The following is a 19,934-nucleotide window of genomic DNA, read 5'->3' as shown; positions in this document are numbered from 1 at the left end:
CGGCGATCAAATCCCGAATCTTCTGGCCCGTTCGCACGCTCGGTGGTACTCTCTGACTCATGGGGTGGCTCCTTGTGGGTTGTTGGTCCAACCGATAGGGTCCACCCCTTCTCAATTTACAGCAAGTTTAGGACATGACCACTCAGGGTCTGGAAGACTATAAGGATCTTCGCAGTCAGCAAGTAGCTTCAAGTATGAGGCGCATTCTTTCTTGAGTGCCTCCGCTTTAATATCGCGTAGTTCAGCACCCAAATCAAAATCGGCCCAGTGATTGAATAGAATTCGCTTGAAATCGTTGGTTGTTAGAGAAGATAGCATCACAGCCATGATCGCCGCAGCCTTTTCGCGACCATCCATTCCCTCTTCCGCCTCGAGATTGTGTCGTGACATCTCTTGATTAATTCGCGACTCGTCTAGGGAGTACAATCGTTCGCTATCAAGTTTTGCTTCTTCATCGTAGAGTCGAGGCACATAAACGATAACCGTCTTACCCTGCCCGAGTGCAACAGAAGCCTCGCTGTCCTTGCCGAACGTATCGCCCTTTTGGGCCATATAGACGGTAACTCGAGATCGTCGAAGCATTAATGCTTCGACGAGCCCTTTCGCAACTCGGTCACCAATCCATGATTGCGTTGGATTGAAATACCGGAGCCGTAGCGGTTTTAAATCGGGAGATCCAAATAGATTTGAAATAAACGCATTTACTGAAATAAAATCGGCGGCTTCCCGCATTGACGTTGCCACATAGACATCCATATGCGGCTCAGAAAGATACACGGCGAGGTTTCGCAAACCGCGCTGCTGAGTTTCTCGAATTCGCGCGAAATCGGTCTTTTGTGGCGCAATACGAGCAGCCTCTTGGGTAATGTCAAGTGCACTTAGGGATGAGAACAGTGGCCCTTCAAGTTCAAGCGCCGACTCAAACTGGCGCAACAAAGATTTTATTCTTCGCAGCTTCTTTGCTGGCGTATCTGTGATCGCCGATAGACCAGTTGAATCCACTCGTCCGGCGAGATCGTTCAGCGCGGTTGCGAGGTCGCTTCGCTCCTGATACTCCCGCTCGATTTTCTGAACGGCGATATACCCTAGGTCCGGAAGCCTTTCGGGCGGGATTTCATCAATCGAATCGAAGTCGGTGCGGCTGGAATAGTGATCGATAGCAATTGGCGAAAGCGCCTTCACAAACTTATCTAGATCAGATGTTCTCGAAAGAACTGTCCAAGCTCGGCGGAAGTTTCCATACAATCTCATTCCATCGCCTTGAAATCGACGGACAGCGATATGAAAGGATTCCAGACCATGAAAGGCATTAACGCCGAGATACCGATCGAAGAATCGCCTTGAACAGGGCCGCTCTCCATAGAAGGTCAAGATTGAATTGAATTGGTCAAATGTCTGTACAGCGCTCAATTTGTGTTCAAGGCACATCTGGATTCTTGAGACGGCGAGTTCTGAATCCACTCCATCTAAGCGATCAAGGGACACAGATCGGCCGATCAGTTCAATCAACAAGTCCTGAAACTTCATCGCATCGATGAAATAGGGATGTGTTGCTGACAACCAATAGCGGTCAGGTATTTCTAGATGCTTGCAAATTGAACGAAGCACTTCCGGTTCAGGGAGTTCACGTCCTTCTTCTAGATGCGCAATCAAGGTTCGGCTTACTTTTAGCTCGTCGGCCAATTTCTCTTGCGACAAGAGTCCAGTGGCATTCCGAACCGTAAATGTACTTCTATATTCAGCAACGATTCGGCCGATTTTTCGAATGGATGATTGTATGTCGCTCATCGGCGTATACCTTTACTTGTGTATGCTCATTGAATCTGGCATTTATAATAGCAAGTAGGGTGGGTCAAGCGCAGCGGACCCACCACGCCTGTCGCGGCATCTTGTCATGACAAAGCATCGCTCGATTCGTCGACCAACATCCGCGCGAACAATATGAATTGTCGTTGAATGCTCCCGCGCAAATCGTGGTGGGTCCGCTTCGCGTGACCCACCCTATGAAGACGATGTGCTGTTGAGCCAGATTTCGCAGAGGGTCCAGATCAGGATGGGGAGACAGGGGAGGAGGGGCCAGTAGGGGGTGAGCGCGGCGGAGGGGTTCGTCGTGAAACTATTTTGGAGAAGGGGGAGCCAGTAGAGGGCGAGGGCGGCGCCGGCGAGGGAGCCGGGGACGAGGGCGGCGGGGCGGCGGTGGTGGAGGACGAGCAGATGACAGAGCGCGATGAGGAAGACGGGCGTGGTGAAGCCGATCACGAGCCGGGCGGGGGCGACGAGCGGCGGCGCGATCAGGATGCCGCCGGCGGTTTGGAGCGACGCTGGGTTGAAGTGAAGGATGGCGTAAGTCGCCAGGAACAGGAGGTAGGCGAGCATGTGCACGCCGGCGAAGAGGCGCATGACGATGAGCGTCGCGGGGGCGGCGTCGAGCTTGAAGCCGATGAGGGGCGGCGCGGGCGAAGTGTGTGCGGAATGAGAGGGCATGCTCATCACATCATAGATTCAGCGAACGCGCTTGGCGTGCCATTGATCATTGAGCATCTTTGAACGAGTGTTGCTCCGGCTTAAAGGACAGGATGATCCAGCCCCCGAGCGGAGAGCGAGGGGACCGATTTAATGCACATATGGAACGACAATCGCGACGATCACTCGGCGGCGCGGCCGCGGGGGCGGGCGACGAAGCTGAAGGCGGACAGGCCCAGCAGCGTCATCGAGCCGGGTTCGGGGATGGCGGTGATGGAAAGGTCGTCGAGGTAGAGGTGGTCGGTGCCGGGGTTTTGGGAGAGGCCGGCGGCGATGCGGTTGATGCCGGTGGCGGCGTTGGCGAAGCTGGTGGTGCCGAGGGAGGCGTCGTTGAGGAATATCTCGGCGGACTGGGCGTTGAAATCCAGGACCCACTGGAGGATGTTCCACTGATCGTGGACGACGTCGACGCCTTTGAGTTGGCCGTTGGCGCCGATGAAGAGCTGGCCGATGATTCCGTTCTCGCCGAAGGCGGCGAGGGGGATCCAGGCGGAGGCGGTGGTGTCGGAGGTGAGGTAGAAGGCGGTCTGCATGACGATCTTCGCGTCGGCGGTCAGGGTGATCAATCGCTGGGCGGTCTGCTGGGAGTTGTTGGTGTCGAGGTTGGCGTCGAATTCGAGGGCCTGCGTGCCGGCGTGGACGATGGCGGTCTGCACGCTGGCGATGGCGGTGCCGATCCACTGGTCCTGTCCGACGAGCCCGCCGGTGGCATAGGTCGGGCTCTCGAAGTCGGCCTGATAGCGGACGATGTCCGCGCGGCTGATCGGGGCCAGCGACAGGAACAGCAACAACACGCCGAGACGGAGTGAAAATGACTTCATCGAGTTTCTCTCAATCTGCCCGGACAGGGCGACGGCAAAACCGACGTGAATGCCGCGACGCGGACGTCGAAGGATTTTGCCTGTGGAATGAACGCGCGATTCTCTTTCAATTTCCCCCAACGACGCAGCCGGGGGACGACGGGGCCATTGTACGACATGAGCACGCTTCGACAAGTATTTTTTTCCACGAGGACGGAATCGTTTTGTCCGCGGCGCCGCACGGGCGGCACCCGCTGGTTTGTGTTGCGGCGGTGATGATGAACGCGGGCGGGGGCGACGCAATGGTGGTGCGGCGATGTTGATTTGCGTGGTTTGTCGCATGGGGGTGTCGCGATTGGCGCATGAGGGTAGCGCGAGTGCGCGCCCGGTGCGCGCGCGCTTGCGGTAAGTCGTTGATTTGCGTCGCACCGGCGCGTCGGGGCGGGTAAGCCGGTGCGCACGGGCGGGCGCGTGCGCGCCGTGCGTCAGGGTGATGCGCGAAAAGCGGGGATATTGATGCGGGAAAAGGGGGCGTCCGGGAAGGGGGAAAACGCGCGGTGTTTCCGCGCCGGTGCGCGGGCGGTGCGCGGGCGGCACGCGGCGGTGGTGAGTTGGGGTTGGGGGTGATATGCTGCGGGTCTATGCTCGAACGATTGCAACAACTTGAGGCGGCGGCGACGGCGGCACTGGAAAAGGTCAGTGATGCAGCGACGCTGGAGCAGTTTCGCATTGAGTATCTGGGCACGAAGGGGCAGCTCAAGGAAGCGATGGGCTGGCTCAAGGATGCGCCCAAGGAGGAGAAGCGGGAACTGGGGCAGGGGCTTAATGCGCTGAAACAGAAGGTGGAGGCGGCGTTTGAGGAGAAGAAGGGGCAGTTGGGAAGTGCGAAGCCGCAAGCGGCGGGGCCCCTCATTGATGTGACGGAGCCGGGCGAAGCGCCAGTGATGGGGCGGGTGCATGTGATACAGCAGGTGCTCGATGAGTTGATCGAGGTGTTTGCCCGGATGGGGTTTGACGTGGCGGAAGGGCCGGAGCTGGAGGACGAGAAGCATAACTTTGTATCGCTGAACATTCCGATGGAGCATCCAGCCCGGGATGTGAACGACAACTTTTATATTGATGAATCGCATCTTTTGCGGACGCAGACGAGCACGATTCAGATTCGGGTGATGGAGACGACGAAGCCGCCGATTCGGATTGTCGCGCCGGGGCGGGTATATCGGCCGGACACGCACGATGCGACGCATTCGTCGATGTTTCATCAGATCGAGGGTCTGTATGTGGATCGCAATGTGACGATGGTGGATTTGAAGACGACGCTGATTAACTTTGCGCACGCGTTTTTCGGGCCGGATGCGGAGGTTCGTTTGCGGCCGAGCTATTTTCCGTTCACGGAGCCGTCGGCGGAGATGGACATCAAGATGAAGGTTCGGGGTCAGGTGCAGTGGATCGAGCTGGGGGGCTGCGGGATGGTGGACCCGGCGGTGTTCGAGGCGGTGGGGTACGACCCGGACGAATGGACGGGCTTCGCGTTCGGGTTGGGCGTGGAGCGGATCGCCATGCGGCGGTACGGGATCGGGGACATCCGCTGGCTGTTCGAGAACGATGTGAGGTTTTTGAAGCAGTTCTGAGCAGCGCTAAATCGCCACATCTTCGACTTTCGCCACGGGCGCCGCGGTCGTGTGTTCGTTTGGCTCTTTGAAAAGCGCCATGCCCAGGAGCAGCGGGCCCATGCGACCGACGCACATGAGGGCGATGATGATGAGTTTGCCGGGCTCGGAGAGCGAGGCGGTGATGCCCCGGCTCAGGCCGACCGTGCCGAGGGCGGAGGCGCATTCGAACATCTGATCGGCGAACGGGGCGGACTCGACGAGGTCGAGCAGGTAGATGCCGACGGCGAGCGTGATCATGTAGAACATCACATTCGCCGTCGCCGCCCGCACGCGCAGTTGCGGAATCTGCCGGCCGAGGAACGTGGTGATCGACCGGCGGCGCACGACGGCGATCATCTCGGCCCAAAGTGCGGAAATCGTCGTGGTTTTGAGCCCGCCGCCGGTGCCGGAGGGCGAAGCGCCGAGGATCATGATGATCGTCAGCAGGAACATCGAGCTGGTCGACAGATCGCTGATGGAGATCGTGTTGAACCCGACGGTCGTGGACGCGGTCATGACCTGAAACAGCGACGCGAGCCAGCGCTGACCGGCGGGCAGATCGCGGACAGTCGGTTCGTCGAGCGCGAAGAGCACGGTGCCGACGATCGCGATGACGAACGTGCTCACGAGAATGACGCGCGAGGTGAAGGTCATGGCGGGTTTGCGAAGCGTGAGACTTTTATAGAGATCGTGAATCACGATGAACCCGATGGCGCCGAGGTAGCTGAGCACGGTGATGATGATGTTGAGCGAAATATCATCGCGGTACCCGGCGAAGGAGTCGTCAAGGAGACTGAACCCGGCGGTGCAGAAGGCGCTGACGCTATGGAAGATCGCTTGCCAGAGGGGCTGGGGGGCGCCGTGATCGCGGAAGATCGGATACAGGCCCGCCGCGCCGGCGATTTCGATGAGCAGCGTGAAGAGGACGGTGATTTTGATGAACGCGCGGACGTCGAATCCGTCCGGCAGCGAGAGCGCGGCCGTGGTGACGCGCCGGCGCAGCGGCGAGACGCGACCGGCGAAGGCCAGGAGGGTGCAGGACGTGATGACCATGTACCCGAGCCCGCCGAACTGGATGAGCAGCAGGACGATGATCTGCCCGAGGAGGTTGTAGTCATGTCCGACGCTGATCGTGGCCAGGCCGGTCGTCGAGACGGCGGAGGCGCTGATGAACAGGTGATCGATGGCGTGGAGGCCGAGGGTGTGATGACAGATCGGCAGACACAGGGCGAGGAAGCCGAACAGGACGTAGCTGCTGTAGCCCATGCACACGAGCTGCACGGGTCGGAAGCCCACCATCCATCGATGCAGATAATCGAGCGAGCGCGTGACGAACCGGACCATGATCGGTCTCCATGCGAATCGCGCCCCGGCTTGTCGCCGAGGTGCGGGTTCAAACAATGGCGATCCATGATGCCCGGCCCGAGGATGGGCGAAGCGGGAAAGAGGTCGCCTTTCAATTGCCGACGGGGTTAGCTGACGGGCTGGGCCTTGAAAGGTGGCCTGCATCGACGTTGCCGCCGACGCTTCGCCCCATCCTCGTGACCGAGGAAGTTGGGTCCCCCGCACCGGCGCCGCTGCGGACGCCGGATTAGGCTTCGGTGATGACCATAGGTGTCGAAAACGTGGCGGGCAAGTGGGGACCAGCGAGCACGGCCGACCGGTTTTTCAGAGATTTGAACCACCAAGGCACCAAGGTCACCAAGGAAAAATCACGCCGAGCTCTATTCACGCATTTCCCTTGGTGTTCTTGGTGCCTTGGTGGTTCTATTCCAGAGGTCCGATAGCCGCGAATTTGCCTGATGCGGGCGAACCCCGCTATCTTGTGCAACGTAAAGCACGTATCATTTCCGGCGGTCTGGTGGGTGGGTTTGTTGGCAGTTTGACCGTCGAGAGGCATGCAACTCAAGGCAGGGACAGGGCATTATGGCTCATGAACATGCAAAGAGTCTGGTGGAGGCGCAGGAGGGCCGCGCCGGCACGCAGATCATTCTGACCTTCGTCGGCGGCGTCCTGCTTATTAACGCCGCCATCGCCTACTGGCTTTTCCCCGGCATGACCGACCCCAACGATGCCGGCCGGAGCGTCAACTTCTACGCCGACACGATGGCGATCATCGCGGCGCTCTTGCTGGGCGTCCCGCTGGTGGTGCAGGCGTTCAAGGATCTGTGGTCGGGGCATACGCACATGGACGAGCTGGCGGCCCTGGCCGTCATCGCGGCTTTCTCCATCGGTGCCTACATCGAAGCCGGGGCGATCGCCTTCTTCATGATCGTGACGACGCTCATCGAACACCGCACCGCGCTCGGCGCCCGCAAAAGCATCGAGTCGCTGGTGCGGCTCACCCCGACGAAGGCCCATCGCGTCTTTGAGCAGGGCGAGCAGGAAGTCGATGCGAAAGACCTCAAACCCGGCGACATCGTCATCGTCCGACCCGGCGACAACATCCCCGGCGACGGGCAGGTCATCCAAGGCACCAGCACCGTCAATCAGGCCAACATCACCGGCGAATCGCTTCCGGTGGACAAGGCCGACGGCGATGAAGTCTTCGGCGGCACGATCAACATGACCGGCGTCATGCGTATCCGCATCACCAAGGCCGGTCACGACACGACGCTCGGCCGAGTCAAAGACCTGATTCTGCAAGCGGAGATGACCCGCATCCCCGCCATGCGGATTCTCGATCAGTACGCCAACTGGTACACACCCGTGATCCTGATGCTGGCGGGCATCGTGTTCTTCTTCACGCGCAACGACGGCGGCATGGAACGCGCCATCTCGATGCTCGTCGTCGCCTGCCCGTGCGCCATCATTCTCGCCGGCCCGACCGCCATGGTCGCCGCGCTCTCCGCCGCGGCGCGCCTCGGCGTCCTCGTCAAAAACGTCACCGATCTGGAAGTCGCCCGCAAGCTGACCGCCATCGTCTTCGACAAGACCGGCACGCTGACGACCGGGCAGCTTGAAGTGTCGAAGCTGACGCCCGCCCCCGGGGTCGACGGGGCGGAGCTTCTGACGATCACCGCCGCGGCGGAACAGAATTCCAAACACCCGGTCGCCCGGGCGGTGGTCAACGTCGCCCGTCGCGCCCGATTGAATCTTTCGCAGCCGAGCCAGTTCGAGGAAGTGTCCGGGCGCGGCGTGCGTGCGATCATCGACGGCAAGGAAATCCGCGTCGGCCGCGAAACGTGGCTCCGCGAGCAGGGCATCGATTTTTCCGGCTTCGACGGGTCCAGTGCCGAGGGACTGAGTCTTTTGCACGTGACGCGCGAGGGTAAGCTCATCGGATGGGTCGGGCTCGAGGACAAGACCCGCGCGGATGCGGCCAAGTCGATGGACGACCTTCGCGCGCAGGGGCTCAAGAAGCTGGTCATGGTCACCGGCGACCGATGGTCCGTCGCCAAGCGCGTCGCGGCGGAAATGCACTGCACCGATGTGCAGGCCGAAGTCCTGCCGGCCCAGAAACTCGAACTCGTCGATGATCTCAAGGCACGCGGATACACCGTGGCGGTCGTCGGCGACGGCGTCAATGACGCCCCGGCCCTGGCGGCGGGCGACATCTCGATCGCCATGGGCGCGGCCGGTTCGGACGTGGCGATTCACTCGGCTTCGATCGCCCTCATGAACAACAACCTCAACCGCATCCCCTTCCTGATCCGCCTTTCGCGTCACGCCTTTTCGGTGGTGCGGCAGAACCTGATTTTCTCGGTGTGCTACGTCGTACTGTTCGAGACGCTGGCGGCGTTCGGGCTCATCCCGCCCATCGTCGCGGTCATCTTCCATCTGCTCAGCTCGTTCGTCGTCGTGTTCAACTCGGCCCGGCTCGTCCGCGACGGGGAGGACCTGGAGCAAGCCGGTGTGGTCGTCGAACGCCAGCGCCCCACCAGCCAAGGCCCGCGCCCCGCGCCGGTGGCCGTGTCATGATGAAAATGCGGAGTGTCGAGTTCGGAATGCGGAACGGCCGACGCGCGAAGCGCGCCTTGTCTGTCGCTCCCCATTCCCCATTCCGCATTCCGCACTCGATTTCATCCCGTCTCGCGCGTCTGAAAGAGTGCGGCGGCGAGACTCAGGACGGCGGTGATGTAGAGCATGCAGTATCCGCTGACGAGGCCCACGTATTCGGCGCTGACCGGGTGGTTCTGCGTCAGGGCGTCGGCGAGCCAGAAGAACTGCGTGTTGGGCGCCAGGGCGTAGCCGATCCACGCCAGGGGCTGCGCCTCGACGAATCGGCCGAAAAAGTAATCGCTGACGAGGCCCAGGAACGTCACCGCCACGCAGATGAGCAGCGTCATGACCTGCCCGAGACGGGTCGAGCAGGCGATGGCCACCGCGCAGACGACCGCCAGCGCTTCGAGCACGAACAGAATGGCGATGACGATCTGCCCAAGCTGGCTGCCGTCCTTGGTGAACTCGGTGGTCAGGGCCTGCACCTGCCACCTGGGGCTGATGAGCAGCACGAGCAGGTAGGCGACGGTGAGCGCCCCGGCGAGCAGGCCGGCGAAGCGCGACGTGAAGACCCACGCGTAAAAGTAATTGCCCCACACCGACAGGAACAGCGCGATCAGTCCGGCCGCGATGCCGAAGATCAGCACGGGCATGTCAAAGTGATCGGACGCGGTGGACATGACTTTGTGTCGGACGCTCAGCAGGAAGACGATGGACCAGATCCATATCGCCATGCTCACGGCCGTCGCCACGCCGAAGTATTTGCCGATGACGAACACCGGCCGGCTGATGGGTTTGCTGATCACGGTCAGCGCGGTTTTGTTTTCGATTTCGCGGGCAAGGACGCCGGTCGAGGTGAACGCCGCCAGCGCCAGTCCGCCGAAGAGCATCGTCGACAGCCCCAGGTCGATGAGCAGTTTGTTGTCGTCATCGAGCGTGTAGGCCGAGAGGGCGGGATTGAGAATGAGCAGGAACAGTCCCGCGCCCAGAACGACCAGGAAGATGGGTTGTCGGATCGACTCGGTGAACGTATTTCGGGCGATGGTCCAGAGCTGTTCAAACATGGGGCGCTTTCATCGAATTCGGAATCGAACGCGGCAAGGGCAAGATTATACGTCAAGGTCAACGGAATGTTCTCATGACTGAAGATCAACAGACATATCAGCGTGCGGCGGGGGCGTCGCTGCTGGGACTGGGCGTGCAGCTTCTGGTGTCGCTGGGGCTGCTGATTCTGTCCCTGTGGGCGGGCAACGGACTGATGAAGGAAGGCAATCAGAGTCTTCCGCTCATGTTCGCGACGTGGCACGCCTTCGGCGGACTGGCCCTGTGGGTGAGTCTGTGGCTCGTCTATCAGCAGCACAAGCTCGAGCGCATCGAAGCCCTCGAAGCCGAGCAGCTCGCCGCAAGACACGGGACGGACACCTCCATCTTCGAGACGACCATCGACGACCTGTCGGTGGCGCGGCGGCGGCTGGCGTGGCTCTACAAATGGATCGTGCCGACGATCAGTCTGCTCACCAGCGCGTATCTGATCACGGTCGGCGTGCTGCTTTTGCGGACGTGGCAGGGCAGCAAGGGCGGCGTGCTGCCGACGAACGTCGGCATGACGCTGGCGTTCTGCTCGGGGCTCTGCCTCGTCACGTTCCTGGTGAGCCGATATCTGGCGGGCATGGCGCGGCAGCCGGCGTGGTCGCTGCTGCGCGGCGGAGCGGGCTACCTCATGGGCACCGTGCTCATCACCGCCGCCCTCGCCATTACGCTGACCATGGCGCACTTCGACGTGCGCGCCCCCTACGAGGCGCTCGCCCCGATCATCCCCGCCTTCATGATCGTCATCGGCATCGAAATCGTCCTCAACTTCATCCTCGACATCTACCGCCCGCGCAAGCCCGGCGAAATCCCACGGCCGGCGTTCGACTCGCGCGTGCTGAGTCTGCTCACCAGCCCCGAATCGATCGCCCACACGATCAACGAAGCGATCAACTACCAGTTCGGCTTCGAAATCACGCGAAGCTGGTTCTGGCAACTGCTCTCGCGCGTGTTCGGAACGCTGGTGCTCTTCGGCGTGGCGGCGATGCTGGCGATGAGCTGCCTCGTCGTGGTGCAGCCCAATGAGCAGGCGCTGGTGACGCGCTTCGGGCGACTGGCCGGCGGACCGCTCGATCCGGGGCTGCACTTCAAGCTGCCCTGGCCGATCAGCTCCGCGAATTTCTACGATGTCAGCTCAGTGCGGATCATCGACGTGGGCAGCGGCAACGTCGACGAAACGGCGATGAACCCCGAAGAAGAAGCCCCGCTTCAGACCGAGGACAAGCCCATCCTCTGGTCCAACAAACACCTGACGGGCGAGACGAATCTGATCGTCGCGCCTTCGCCCTACGAGGCGTCGCCCTCCGAGCAGGAAGGCACGGGCACGACGTCGAGCCCGCGCAATTCGCTCGTCAATGCGGAGGTCATCGTCCAGTACCGCATCAGCGACCTGGTGCAGTACGTGCTCGCCAACGCCGACGCGGACGAAGACGATGCCCAGAAGCGCGATATGCGCCTGCGCAATCTCGCGGGGCTGGAAGTGTCGCGCCTGCTCCTGCAACACGACATCGATCAATGGATCGGCCCGGCGCGCCTCACGGCGGGCAAAGAGCTGCGCGAGCGACTGCAAAAAAGCGTCGACGAGAAGAAACTGGGCTTTGAGATTCTCGACGTGGCGGTGGCGAGCATTCACCCGCCGTTGAAGGTGGCGGATGCGTTCCATCAGGTCGTCAGCGCCGAGCAGGACAAGCAGGCCGCCATCGAGGAGGGCCGGCAGCACGCCATCGAGACGCTGGCACGCGTGGCGGGGACGGAGGAGCTGGCCCGGCGGATCGACAAGCAGATCGACGAACTGAAGCAGATGGAGACGTCGCAGGACGTCAAGCCCGAGCAGGTTCAGGAGCAGACGAGCAAGGTCGAAGCGCTGATGCGCGAAGCCGGCGGGTCGGCCGCGGTTTCGATCGCGCAGGCCCGGGCGTACCGCTGGGAGCGCGAGGAAACGGAGCGCGGCAAGGCGGTCCGCTTCGTCAAGCAGGCCGAGGCGTACGACAAGGCGCCGAACCTGTATCGCATGCGGGCTTATCTGAAAGTGCTGGAGGAAGGTCTGGCGGATGCACGCAAGTACATCCTGCTGGGCAAGCGCGGCAATCTGACGATTCGCGGCGATTTCAAGGATCTGGAAACATCATTCGGCGGCGCCCTCGGCGCGACCGAGAGCAAATAACTGACGGAGCTGTCCGGCCATGAAGCACAAGTTCACATTCCTTGTGGGTCTGATCGTCGCCCTGGTGTTCGTGTTCTACATGATCACGTTCAAGGTCGACTTCAACGAGGCGGTCGTGGTGACGACGTTCGGCAAGGCCGGCGAATCGTCCATCTACCGCGGCGACGCCGAGCAGGGGGGCCTGCTGGGCAATCTGCATCTGAAGTGGCCCTGGCCGGTGCAGCAGACGCGGCCGTATGACCTGCGGGTGCAGCTTCTGGAAGAACGGCTCGAGGAGCAGCAGACCTTCGACAAGCAGTCGATCGTGGTGAGCACGTTCGTCGCCTGGCGCATCACCGATCCGCTCGAGTTCTACCGCACGCTGGGCAACGTCGACGAGGCGCAGAAGCAGATTCGCGCCAAGCTGCGCGACGCCCGCACCGTGCTCAACAGCTATACCTTCGACGACCTGACGAACATCGACCCCGCCAAGCTCAAGCTCGACGAAGCGGAGAACAAGATTCGCCAGCGCATCGAGCAGACCACCGATCAGCAGCACCTGGGCGTCGCCATCGACACCGTCGGCATCCGCCGCATCATCCTCCCGCAGCCGGTCGCCGAGAAGGTGTTCAACCACATGCGCAAGACGCGCGAAGCCCTCGCCGCCCGCGCGGTCGGTGAAGGCAAGGCCGAGAAGGAGAGCATCGAGAGCGAAGCCGACAACGCCGCCAAGCGCATCATGGCCTTCGCCGACGGCCGGGCCCAGGCGCTCCGCGCCGAAGGCGACGCCGCCGCCACCGAGTTCTACAGCGTCTTCAAGAAGAACGAGCCCTTCGCCATCTTCCTCCGCTGGAACGAAACCGCCCGCGAAGTCCTCAAGCACAACTCGACCTTCCTCATCGACGCCAAGGAAGGCCTCTTCCAGGGACTCTTCACGCCCCCGACCGGCGACACCGCGACCAATCCCGCAGCCCCGAGCAGCGAAAAGTAAACGATGAACCAGACGCACGACCACGATCACGATCATGACCATGATCATGACCACTCGCACGGTCACGATCATTCGCATGATCACGCCCACGATCATGCCCATGATCACAACGACCCGTTCCACGCCCACCCCGGCGCCCTCGTCAACGCCGACGAGCTGGACCCGGCCAACCGCTCGCTGCATGAAGCGCTGCGGCTGAGCTTCGGGATTCTCAAGATCATCATGATCCTGCTCGTCATCGCGTTCCTGTTCAGCGGGACGCGCTCGGTCAACGAAGGCACCGTCGCCGTGCGGACCATCTTCGGCGCGATTCAGGGCGACAAGTCCCAGCAGGCGCTCGAGCCCGGCGGGCCGTACTTCTGGCCCCCCGAGCCCATCGGGCAGTTCATCATCGTGCCCACCACCGTGCAGCGCGTCCGGCTCGATGACAACAACGCCTTCTGGTTCTACCTGCGCGATGAGCAGAAGGCCCTGCCGCTCGACAAGCTCGGCATGGGCGAAGGACTCATGCCCGGGCGCGACGGCTCGCTGGTCACCGGCGACAAGAACATCATGCACGCCAAGTTCTCCGTCAACTATCGCATCCTCAAAAACGACGCCCCCGCCTTCGCCCGCAACGTCGGCACCATTGAGCGGGCGAGCGAGCTTGTCCGCGCCGCCGCGTCGCGCGGCGTCGTGCACATGGTCGCCTCCGTCACCGCCGATGACCTCATCCGCTCCAACGTCGAGGAAGCCAAGGCCAACGCCAAACAGGAAATCCAGAACGAGCTGGACCGCCTGCACACCGGCATCACCGTCACGGAGCTTCAGTTCGAACAGGCCGTGCCCCCGCTGGCGGTGCGCGACGCGTTCCAGGCCGTGTCCAAGGCCGAGGCCGACCGCGGCGAGATGATCGTCGAGGCCCGCAAGAAGGCGACGGACGTGCTCACCCAGACAGCCGGCGAGGGCTATCGCGATCTGCTGGCGGCGATCGACGCCTATGAGGAAGCCCGCCGCACCGATGACAAGCTCGCCATCGCCTCCGCCGATGCACGCATCAACGACCTGCTCGAATCCGCCAAAGTCACCGGCAAAGTCGCCCGACTCCTCGCCGATGCGCGGACCTACCGCACGCAGGCCCGCAAGAGCATCGAAGCCGAGGCCTACGAGTTCACGCGCCTCCTGCCCCAGTACCTCGACAATCCGCGCATCGTCATGAATCGGCTCCAGCAGGATGTCCGGCAGGATGTGCTCGCCGGCGACGTCGAGACGTTCTATCTCCCGTCCGACCCGGGCAAGACGCTGTACCTGGAAATCAATCGCGATCCGCAGATCCTCAAGCAGAAGGAAGCCCAGCGCTACGCCAAGCAGCAGAACCCTGCCGGCGAGTAGCGTCGTATCAACCCCTATGGTCCAGATCGCCAGCGAGAACGTCATCGACATCGTCGGCCTCAAGAAGATCTTCAAGGACTTCTGGATGCGGCCGCGCGTGACCGCGGTCGATGATCTGAACCTGTCCGTCAAGGCCCACGAAATCTTCGGCCTGCTCGGACCCAACGGGTCGGGCAAGTCGACGACGATCAAAATCATCCTCGGCCTGCTTTTCCCCTCCGCCGGCCGCGTCGCCGTGTTCGGGCGTCTGCCCACCGACGTTGCCATCAAAAAACGCATCGGCTACCTGCCCGAAGAGTCCTACCTCTACCGCTTCCTCAACGCCCGCGAAACGCTCGATTACTACGGCCGGCTCTTCCATATCGAACGCCACAAACGCGTCAAACGCATCGACGCGCTTCTGGAAATGGTCGGCCTCGACGCCGTGCAGCGCCGGCCGGTCGGCGAATTCTCCAAGGGCATGCAGCGCCGCATCGGCCTCGCGCAGGCGCTCATCAATGACCCCGACCTGCTCATCCTCGACGAGCCGACGACCGGGCTGGACCCCATCGGCACCCGGCAGATCAAGGACATCATCCTCGAACTCAAACACCGCGGGAAAACCGTCGTGCTTTCGTCGCACCTTCTGGCGGACGTCGAAGACGTGTGCGACCGCGTGACGATTCTCTATGGCGGAAAAAAGCGGGCGGAAGGAACCTGCGATCAACTCCTGCGCGTCGAAGACTGCACGCGCATCGAAACCGACAAGCTCGATGACGCGACGGTGACGAAGATCGACGAGCTGCTGCGGCGTGACGGCAAGGCGATCCGCGCCTGTGAAGCCCCCCGGCAGAAACTCGAACAGCTCTTTCTCGATATCGTTCACCGCGCTCAGGCCGAGGGCGCCCGCACCAGCGGCGCCCGCACCGGCGGGGCGGTCGCCGAGTTCCTCGCCCGCGATGCGCATCTGCCCGAAGACGTGGACGGCCGGGCGCTGATCGATCAGCTTGTCAGCACGGATACGTCCATCGCGGACCCGGCCAAGGCGAAGCTCGAACCTGAAAAGGTCGAGCCGGTGCGTTCGGTGATCGACGATCTGACCGCGCCCGCGGCGTCGAGCGATGTTGTCGAACCGCAAGACGTCGATGACGACGGCGGGCGCGGGGAGCCGGACAGGGGTGTCATTGACGATCTGCTTGGCGGAGGCGGCAAGTCGTGATCCAGACGACCGCCCAAACAGGCCGCAACTGGTTTTTCATTTACACCGCGATCGTGCTCGCCTCGATCGGGTTGTCGGTTGCGCTGCTCTTCAGTTCGCTCACGTCGATCGATCACTGGTACTGGGAAACCACGGCCGGTCGGTGGATCGACGGCGTGTGGGGCGTGCTGGAGCTGGCGGCGGCGTTCATCGGCCTTCGCCGACTGCGGCTGGCGGACACGGGATTGAGCCGGACGCTGGGGATGTGGCTCGGAGCGATCGTCATCCTCGACGGCATCGATTCGATGTCCGGGGCATTCACCGGGAAGCTGCTTTCGTTCACCCCCATCGGGCGCGGCATCGGATGCGCCGTGATGCTGTCGCTGATTTTCCTGGCGATTCTCGGATTGGTGCGCTGGCTCCTGAAGTTCGGCAGCGGGGCGATGGGCGTGGCGCGGACGGTGATCGACGAGGCGATCCGCATGAAGCTGGCGGTCGTGTTCATGGCGCTGATGCTCGTCACCGTGCCGATCATGCCCTTCCTTCAGAGCGCGGACAATCCGCTGCACTATCGCGTGCAGACGTTCCTGACGTACAGCATGTTCGTGACGGGGCTTTTGCTGAGTCTGATGACGATCTTCCTGGCGTGCGCGACGCTTTCGAGCGAGATCACGGACAAGCAGATCTTCACCGTCGCGGTCAAGCCGGTGCGGCGGGGGACGTATCTGTTGGGCAAATGGCTGGGGATCGTGCTGCTCAATGCGGTGCTGGTGACGGTGGCGGGGCTGGCGATTTATTTCTTCACGGTCGGTTACCTGGCGAACCTGCCGCCTCAAAGCGCCAGCGACGCCATCGCGCTGCGGGACGAAGTGCTCGTCGCGCGCGTGTCCGCCCAGCCGCGCCCGAAGGTCCCGCTCGACGATCAGGCCGAGAAAATGCTCCAGCAGACGCTCAAGGAAAACCCGCAGACGGTCATGCAGCTCGGGGAACAGACGGCCGGCGAACTGGGCCTGACGGGCGCGTCGCCGCAGAAGCTCATGCAATGGGGGGCGACGGCGGCGAAGAATCAGTATCGCGCCGATCTGGACAAGCAATGGCTGAGCGTCGGGCCGCGCGATGTGCAGGAGTACGTTTTCACGGGCTTCAAGCCGGTCGTCGATGCGTGGCAACGCGATGTGGAGGCGTACAAGAAGAAGATCGAGGACGCCAAGGCGGCGGGTCAGACGACGATTGAACCGCTGGCGCGCCGCTTCGTGCAGATGCGCTACAAGATCAAGGTGTCGTCCACGGCCGGGGGCGACGAAGTGCTCATGCAGGTGGCGTACAACGGCCAGGTCGTGCCGATCAAGCTGGTGGTCAACATCGCTCAGACGGTCAACGTGCCGGTCGATCTGATTCGGCCGGACGGGACGCTTCAGATCGCCTGGTTCAACCCGCTGCCGACGAATCCGACGGTTTCGTTCACGCCCAAGGATGGGTTTGAAGTGCTCTACCGCGCGGGGGACTTCGGGCTGAACTTTGTGCGGGCGATGATTTCGATGTGGGTGAAGCTGGCGTTTTTGGCGATGTTGGGGCTGATGGCGGCGACGTTCCTGGGTTTCCCTGTGGCATGCATGCTGTCGCTCCTGGTGTACGTCGCCGCGGCGGCGAGTCCGTTTCTCGTCGACGCGGTGCGGGGCGTAAGCTCCAAGCCCGACGACACGTTCGGGTACATCGAGCTGGGCATGAAATACATCGCGCAGGCGGTGATCGCGATCGTCGGCCGATACGCCGACTACCGCGCGACGCCGCTGGTCATCGACGGGCGGCTGTTCTCGTGGGCGGACACGGGGGGCTGCGTGTTGTGGATCGGCGTGGTTTGGACGGGCATGGTGGGCCTGATCGCGTGGCTGATTTTCCAGCGGCGGGAGCTGGCGCGCGTGCAGATTTGAAATGGACGAGACCAGACGCTTCGCGGCGAAGCGCCGCTCAGCGTCGGCGTGAAGAACGATCATGAAAGGCAAGGACACACTCATCATCCTGATCGCGGTCGCGCTGATGATCATCACGCTCAGCGGCGCGGCTTTGCTCATGCCGGCGATCAATCGGCAGCGGCAGGCGCTTCAACTGACGGCCAACGATCAGATGATGCAGAATCTGCCGCCGGACATCGCGCTGACGCAGGCGGCGCTGGGCAGTTTCCGCGGGCTGGCGGTCGATATCCTCTGGGCCCGCGCGGAGAAGATGAAGCAGGACGGGCAGTTCTGGGAGGCCAGTCAGCTTGCGGACATCATCACGAAGCTTCAGCCGCGCTTCCCGCAGGTGTGGCAGTTTCATGCGTGGAACATGGCGTACAACATTTCCGTGGCGACGCACACGCCGCAGGAGCGTTGGAAGTGGGTCAGCGACGGGATCAACCTGCTGCGCGACGAGGGCATTCCGCTCAATCCCAACAGCGTGCTGCTCTACAAGGAGCTGAGCTGGATTTTCCTGCACAAGATCGGCCAGTTTTCCGATGACATGCACTGGTACTACAAGCCGCAGTTGGCGCTGGAATGGCATCGCCTGCTGGGCGCGCCGGTGGCGGGGACGACGCAGCAGGTCATCGACCAGTTCGCGCCGATCGCCGAGGCGTACGAGAAGTACGTCAATCAACATGAACTGGACCAGGCGATCCGCGAGGAGTTCGAGCGGCTGCTGAAGGTCAACGCGGGCAACGACACGGTGATCGACGCCGTCTGGCCGCTGCGCGATCTGACGATCGAGCAGTTCGATGTGCAGCTTGACCAGGTGATCGCCGATCTCCGTGCAAAGAGCCCCGAGCTTGCCGCCCGGCTCGACAAGCTGCGGGCGCTGACGACGGCGCAGCGGCGGAAGGTTTACGCGGACCCGATCGACCGGCTTCTGGCGGATGATCCGGCGGCGAAGAAGGCGCTGGACGAACTGAACGCGATGGGGCTCAAGCCGGACCATGATCTGTTGATGCGCATCGCGAATCAGGCGATGGATACGTCGGCGGACTTGAAATTGCTGGGCGCGAAGCTGCCCGAGGACAAGACGCCGCTGACGCTCAAGCTACAGAGGTGGCTCGACGACCCGTCGATCGCGCCGCAGCGGGAGAAGATCATCGCGTTCGCCCGGGCCAAGGCGCTGACGCAGATGTACCACATGGACCCGATGTGGATGCTGGAATTGATGCAGGGCAAGTGGTTTGTCGAGCGGGGCGAGAAGCCCACGCCGATCCCGCTGGACTGGCGTCACCCGGCGGCGCACGGGTTGTATTGGGCGGCGCTGGGCGTGCGGCGCAGCGGCGGGCTTTTGCAGCGCGGCGACTATGATCTGCTCAACACCGACCGGCAGGTGCTTCACGCCCTTCAGGCCCTGACGCATACGGGCTATCTGAGCTTCGATCCCGTGTCGATGGAGTACGAGCAGTTGCCCGACGTGCGGTACATCGAGGCGTACGACCACGCGGTGTACGGCGCCAACGAACGCATCTTCTCCGATCGGCTCAAACACTCCGGCGCCCCCGACAGCTTTCAGGCAGGTCACGAAAACTTCCTCATCTGGTCCGTGCAGCAGCTTTACGTGGCGGGCAACACGGCCGAGGCCGAAAAGTATTACAAGCAGCTTCGCGAGAAGTACACGAGCCGAGGCCCCGAGCGCGTCGCGCTCTATCAGAAGCCGCTCAATGAATTCGTGATCGACACGTTCGTGAAGGAGGACAGCGTCACGAGTCTGGACGACGCCCGCGGCCTGATCGCCGGTTTCATCGGGCAGGCGATCGATCAGGGCATGGCCCTGCGTCAACCCCAGCGGGCCCGGCAGTTCATGGACATCGCCAAGGTGGCGTACGAAAAGTATCAGAAGAAGCAGGACTACAAGACGGAAGGGGCGGAGGTGATCGGGCGCAATCGCATGGCGCTTCCGCCGTTCGACGACATCGTGATGGATGTGTTCATGCGCTACATGCTCACGCCGCGCATCTCGCCCGACGCGGTGCTCATCAAGGCGCGTGTGTGGGAAAGCGCGCCGCTGGACTGGAAGCAGCGGGCGTACGACCGCATTCGCGATCCGCTTTACGATCAGGTGCGCAAGGTCGGCCTCAACCCCGAGATCGCCGTGCCGGAGCCGGAGGGCATGGCGGCGTATCGGGCGGCGCATCCGACGAAAACGGCGCCCGTGACGCCCGGCGCCAAATGACGCCGCTCGCGGCTTAGCAATACGGTCCGAGAACTTCCCGGGGGCGGGGGGCGTACAAAGAGTC

The 19,934-nt window shown here is 62.3% G+C and carries 13 protein-coding genes; 8 read left to right on the top strand and 5 right to left on the bottom strand.

Going from position 1 to position 19,934, the window contains the following annotated elements; translation table 11 throughout:
- Positions 1 to 111: 111 nt before the first annotated feature.
- The 3 genes from GC162_20905 to GC162_20895 all read right to left on the bottom strand — a co-directional run bounded on the left by GC162_20905 (position 112) and on the right by GC162_20895 (position 3,344).
- A complete protein-coding gene (locus GC162_20905; protein MBI1371097.1) occupies positions 112 to 1,788 on the bottom strand; it encodes a helix-turn-helix domain-containing protein in 1,677 nt (558 codons plus the stop codon).
- A 213-nt stretch (positions 1,789 to 2,001) separates the two neighbouring features.
- Positions 2,002 to 2,484, bottom strand: coding sequence for a hypothetical protein (locus tag GC162_20900; protein MBI1371096.1), 483 nt, complete (start codon positions 2,482 to 2,484; stop codon positions 2,002 to 2,004).
- A 161-nt stretch (positions 2,485 to 2,645) separates the two neighbouring features.
- Positions 2,646 to 3,344, bottom strand: a complete 699-nt coding sequence (locus GC162_20895) for a PEP-CTERM sorting domain-containing protein (GenBank protein ID MBI1371095.1) — start codon at positions 3,342 to 3,344, stop codon at positions 2,646 to 2,648.
- A gap of 620 nt (positions 3,345 to 3,964) precedes the next feature.
- On the opposite strand from GC162_20895, the gene pheS reads away from it, so the two are divergent.
- The gene (gene pheS, locus GC162_20890) at positions 3,965 to 4,954 is read left to right on the top strand and encodes a phenylalanine--tRNA ligase subunit alpha (GenBank protein MBI1371094.1); all 990 of its coding nucleotides are present in this window, start codon (positions 3,965 to 3,967) and stop codon (positions 4,952 to 4,954) included.
- Positions 4,955 to 4,960: 6 nt separating this feature from the next.
- Here pheS and GC162_20885 read toward each other — a convergent pair whose 3' ends face one another.
- Entirely contained in the window at positions 4,961 to 6,484 is a 1,524-nt protein-coding gene (locus GC162_20885; protein ID MBI1371093.1) for a potassium transporter KtrB, read from the bottom strand.
- A 417-nt stretch (positions 6,485 to 6,901) separates the two neighbouring features.
- Here GC162_20885 and GC162_20880 point away from each other — a divergent pair, with 417 nt between their 5' ends.
- Positions 6,902 to 8,896, top strand: coding sequence for a heavy metal translocating P-type ATPase (locus GC162_20880; protein MBI1371092.1), 1,995 nt, complete (start codon positions 6,902 to 6,904; stop codon positions 8,894 to 8,896).
- A gap of 101 nt (positions 8,897 to 8,997) precedes the next feature.
- Here the strand turns inward: GC162_20880 and GC162_20875 are convergent, their stop codons facing one another.
- Entirely contained in the window at positions 8,998 to 9,981 is a 984-nt protein-coding gene (locus GC162_20875) for a hypothetical protein (protein MBI1371091.1), read from the bottom strand.
- A gap of 74 nt (positions 9,982 to 10,055) precedes the next feature.
- Here GC162_20875 and GC162_20870 point away from each other — a divergent pair, with 74 nt between their 5' ends.
- From GC162_20870 to GC162_20845, 6 genes are all read left to right on the top strand, one after another.
- Positions 10,056 to 12,170: a hypothetical protein gene (locus GC162_20870; GenBank protein ID MBI1371090.1), complete on the top strand. Its 2,115-nt coding sequence runs from the start codon at positions 10,056 to 10,058 to the stop codon at positions 12,168 to 12,170.
- Between the two features lie 19 nt (positions 12,171 to 12,189).
- On the top strand, positions 12,190 to 13,140 hold the full coding sequence (locus tag GC162_20865) for a hypothetical protein (protein ID MBI1371089.1): 951 nt from the start codon (positions 12,190 to 12,192) through the stop codon (positions 13,138 to 13,140).
- A gap of 3 nt (positions 13,141 to 13,143) precedes the next feature.
- The gene (locus GC162_20860) at positions 13,144 to 14,511 is read left to right on the top strand and encodes a hypothetical protein (GenBank protein MBI1371088.1); all 1,368 of its coding nucleotides are present in this window, start codon (positions 13,144 to 13,146) and stop codon (positions 14,509 to 14,511) included.
- Positions 14,512 to 14,527: 16 nt separating this feature from the next.
- Complete coding sequence (locus GC162_20855) at positions 14,528 to 15,709, top strand: ATP-binding cassette domain-containing protein (GenBank protein MBI1371087.1); 1,182 nt, start codon at positions 14,528 to 14,530, stop codon at positions 15,707 to 15,709.
- Positions 15,706 to 17,619, top strand: coding sequence for a hypothetical protein (locus tag GC162_20850; GenBank protein MBI1371086.1), 1,914 nt, complete (start codon positions 15,706 to 15,708; stop codon positions 17,617 to 17,619). The genes GC162_20855 and GC162_20850 overlap by 4 nt, the downstream gene beginning before the upstream one ends.
- 61 nt (positions 17,620 to 17,680) lie before the next feature.
- On the top strand, positions 17,681 to 19,870 hold the full coding sequence (locus GC162_20845; protein ID MBI1371085.1) for a hypothetical protein: 2,190 nt from the start codon (positions 17,681 to 17,683) through the stop codon (positions 19,868 to 19,870).
- The last annotated feature ends 64 nt before the right edge of the window (positions 19,871 to 19,934 follow it).

The sequence above is a fragment of the Planctomycetota bacterium genome, assembly GCA_016125255.1.
Classification (GTDB): Bacteria; Planctomycetota; Phycisphaerae; order Phycisphaerales; family Zrk34; genus RI-421.
Note: the sequence above shows the minus strand (reverse complement) of the source record. Positions and strands in the feature narration are given on the sequence as shown.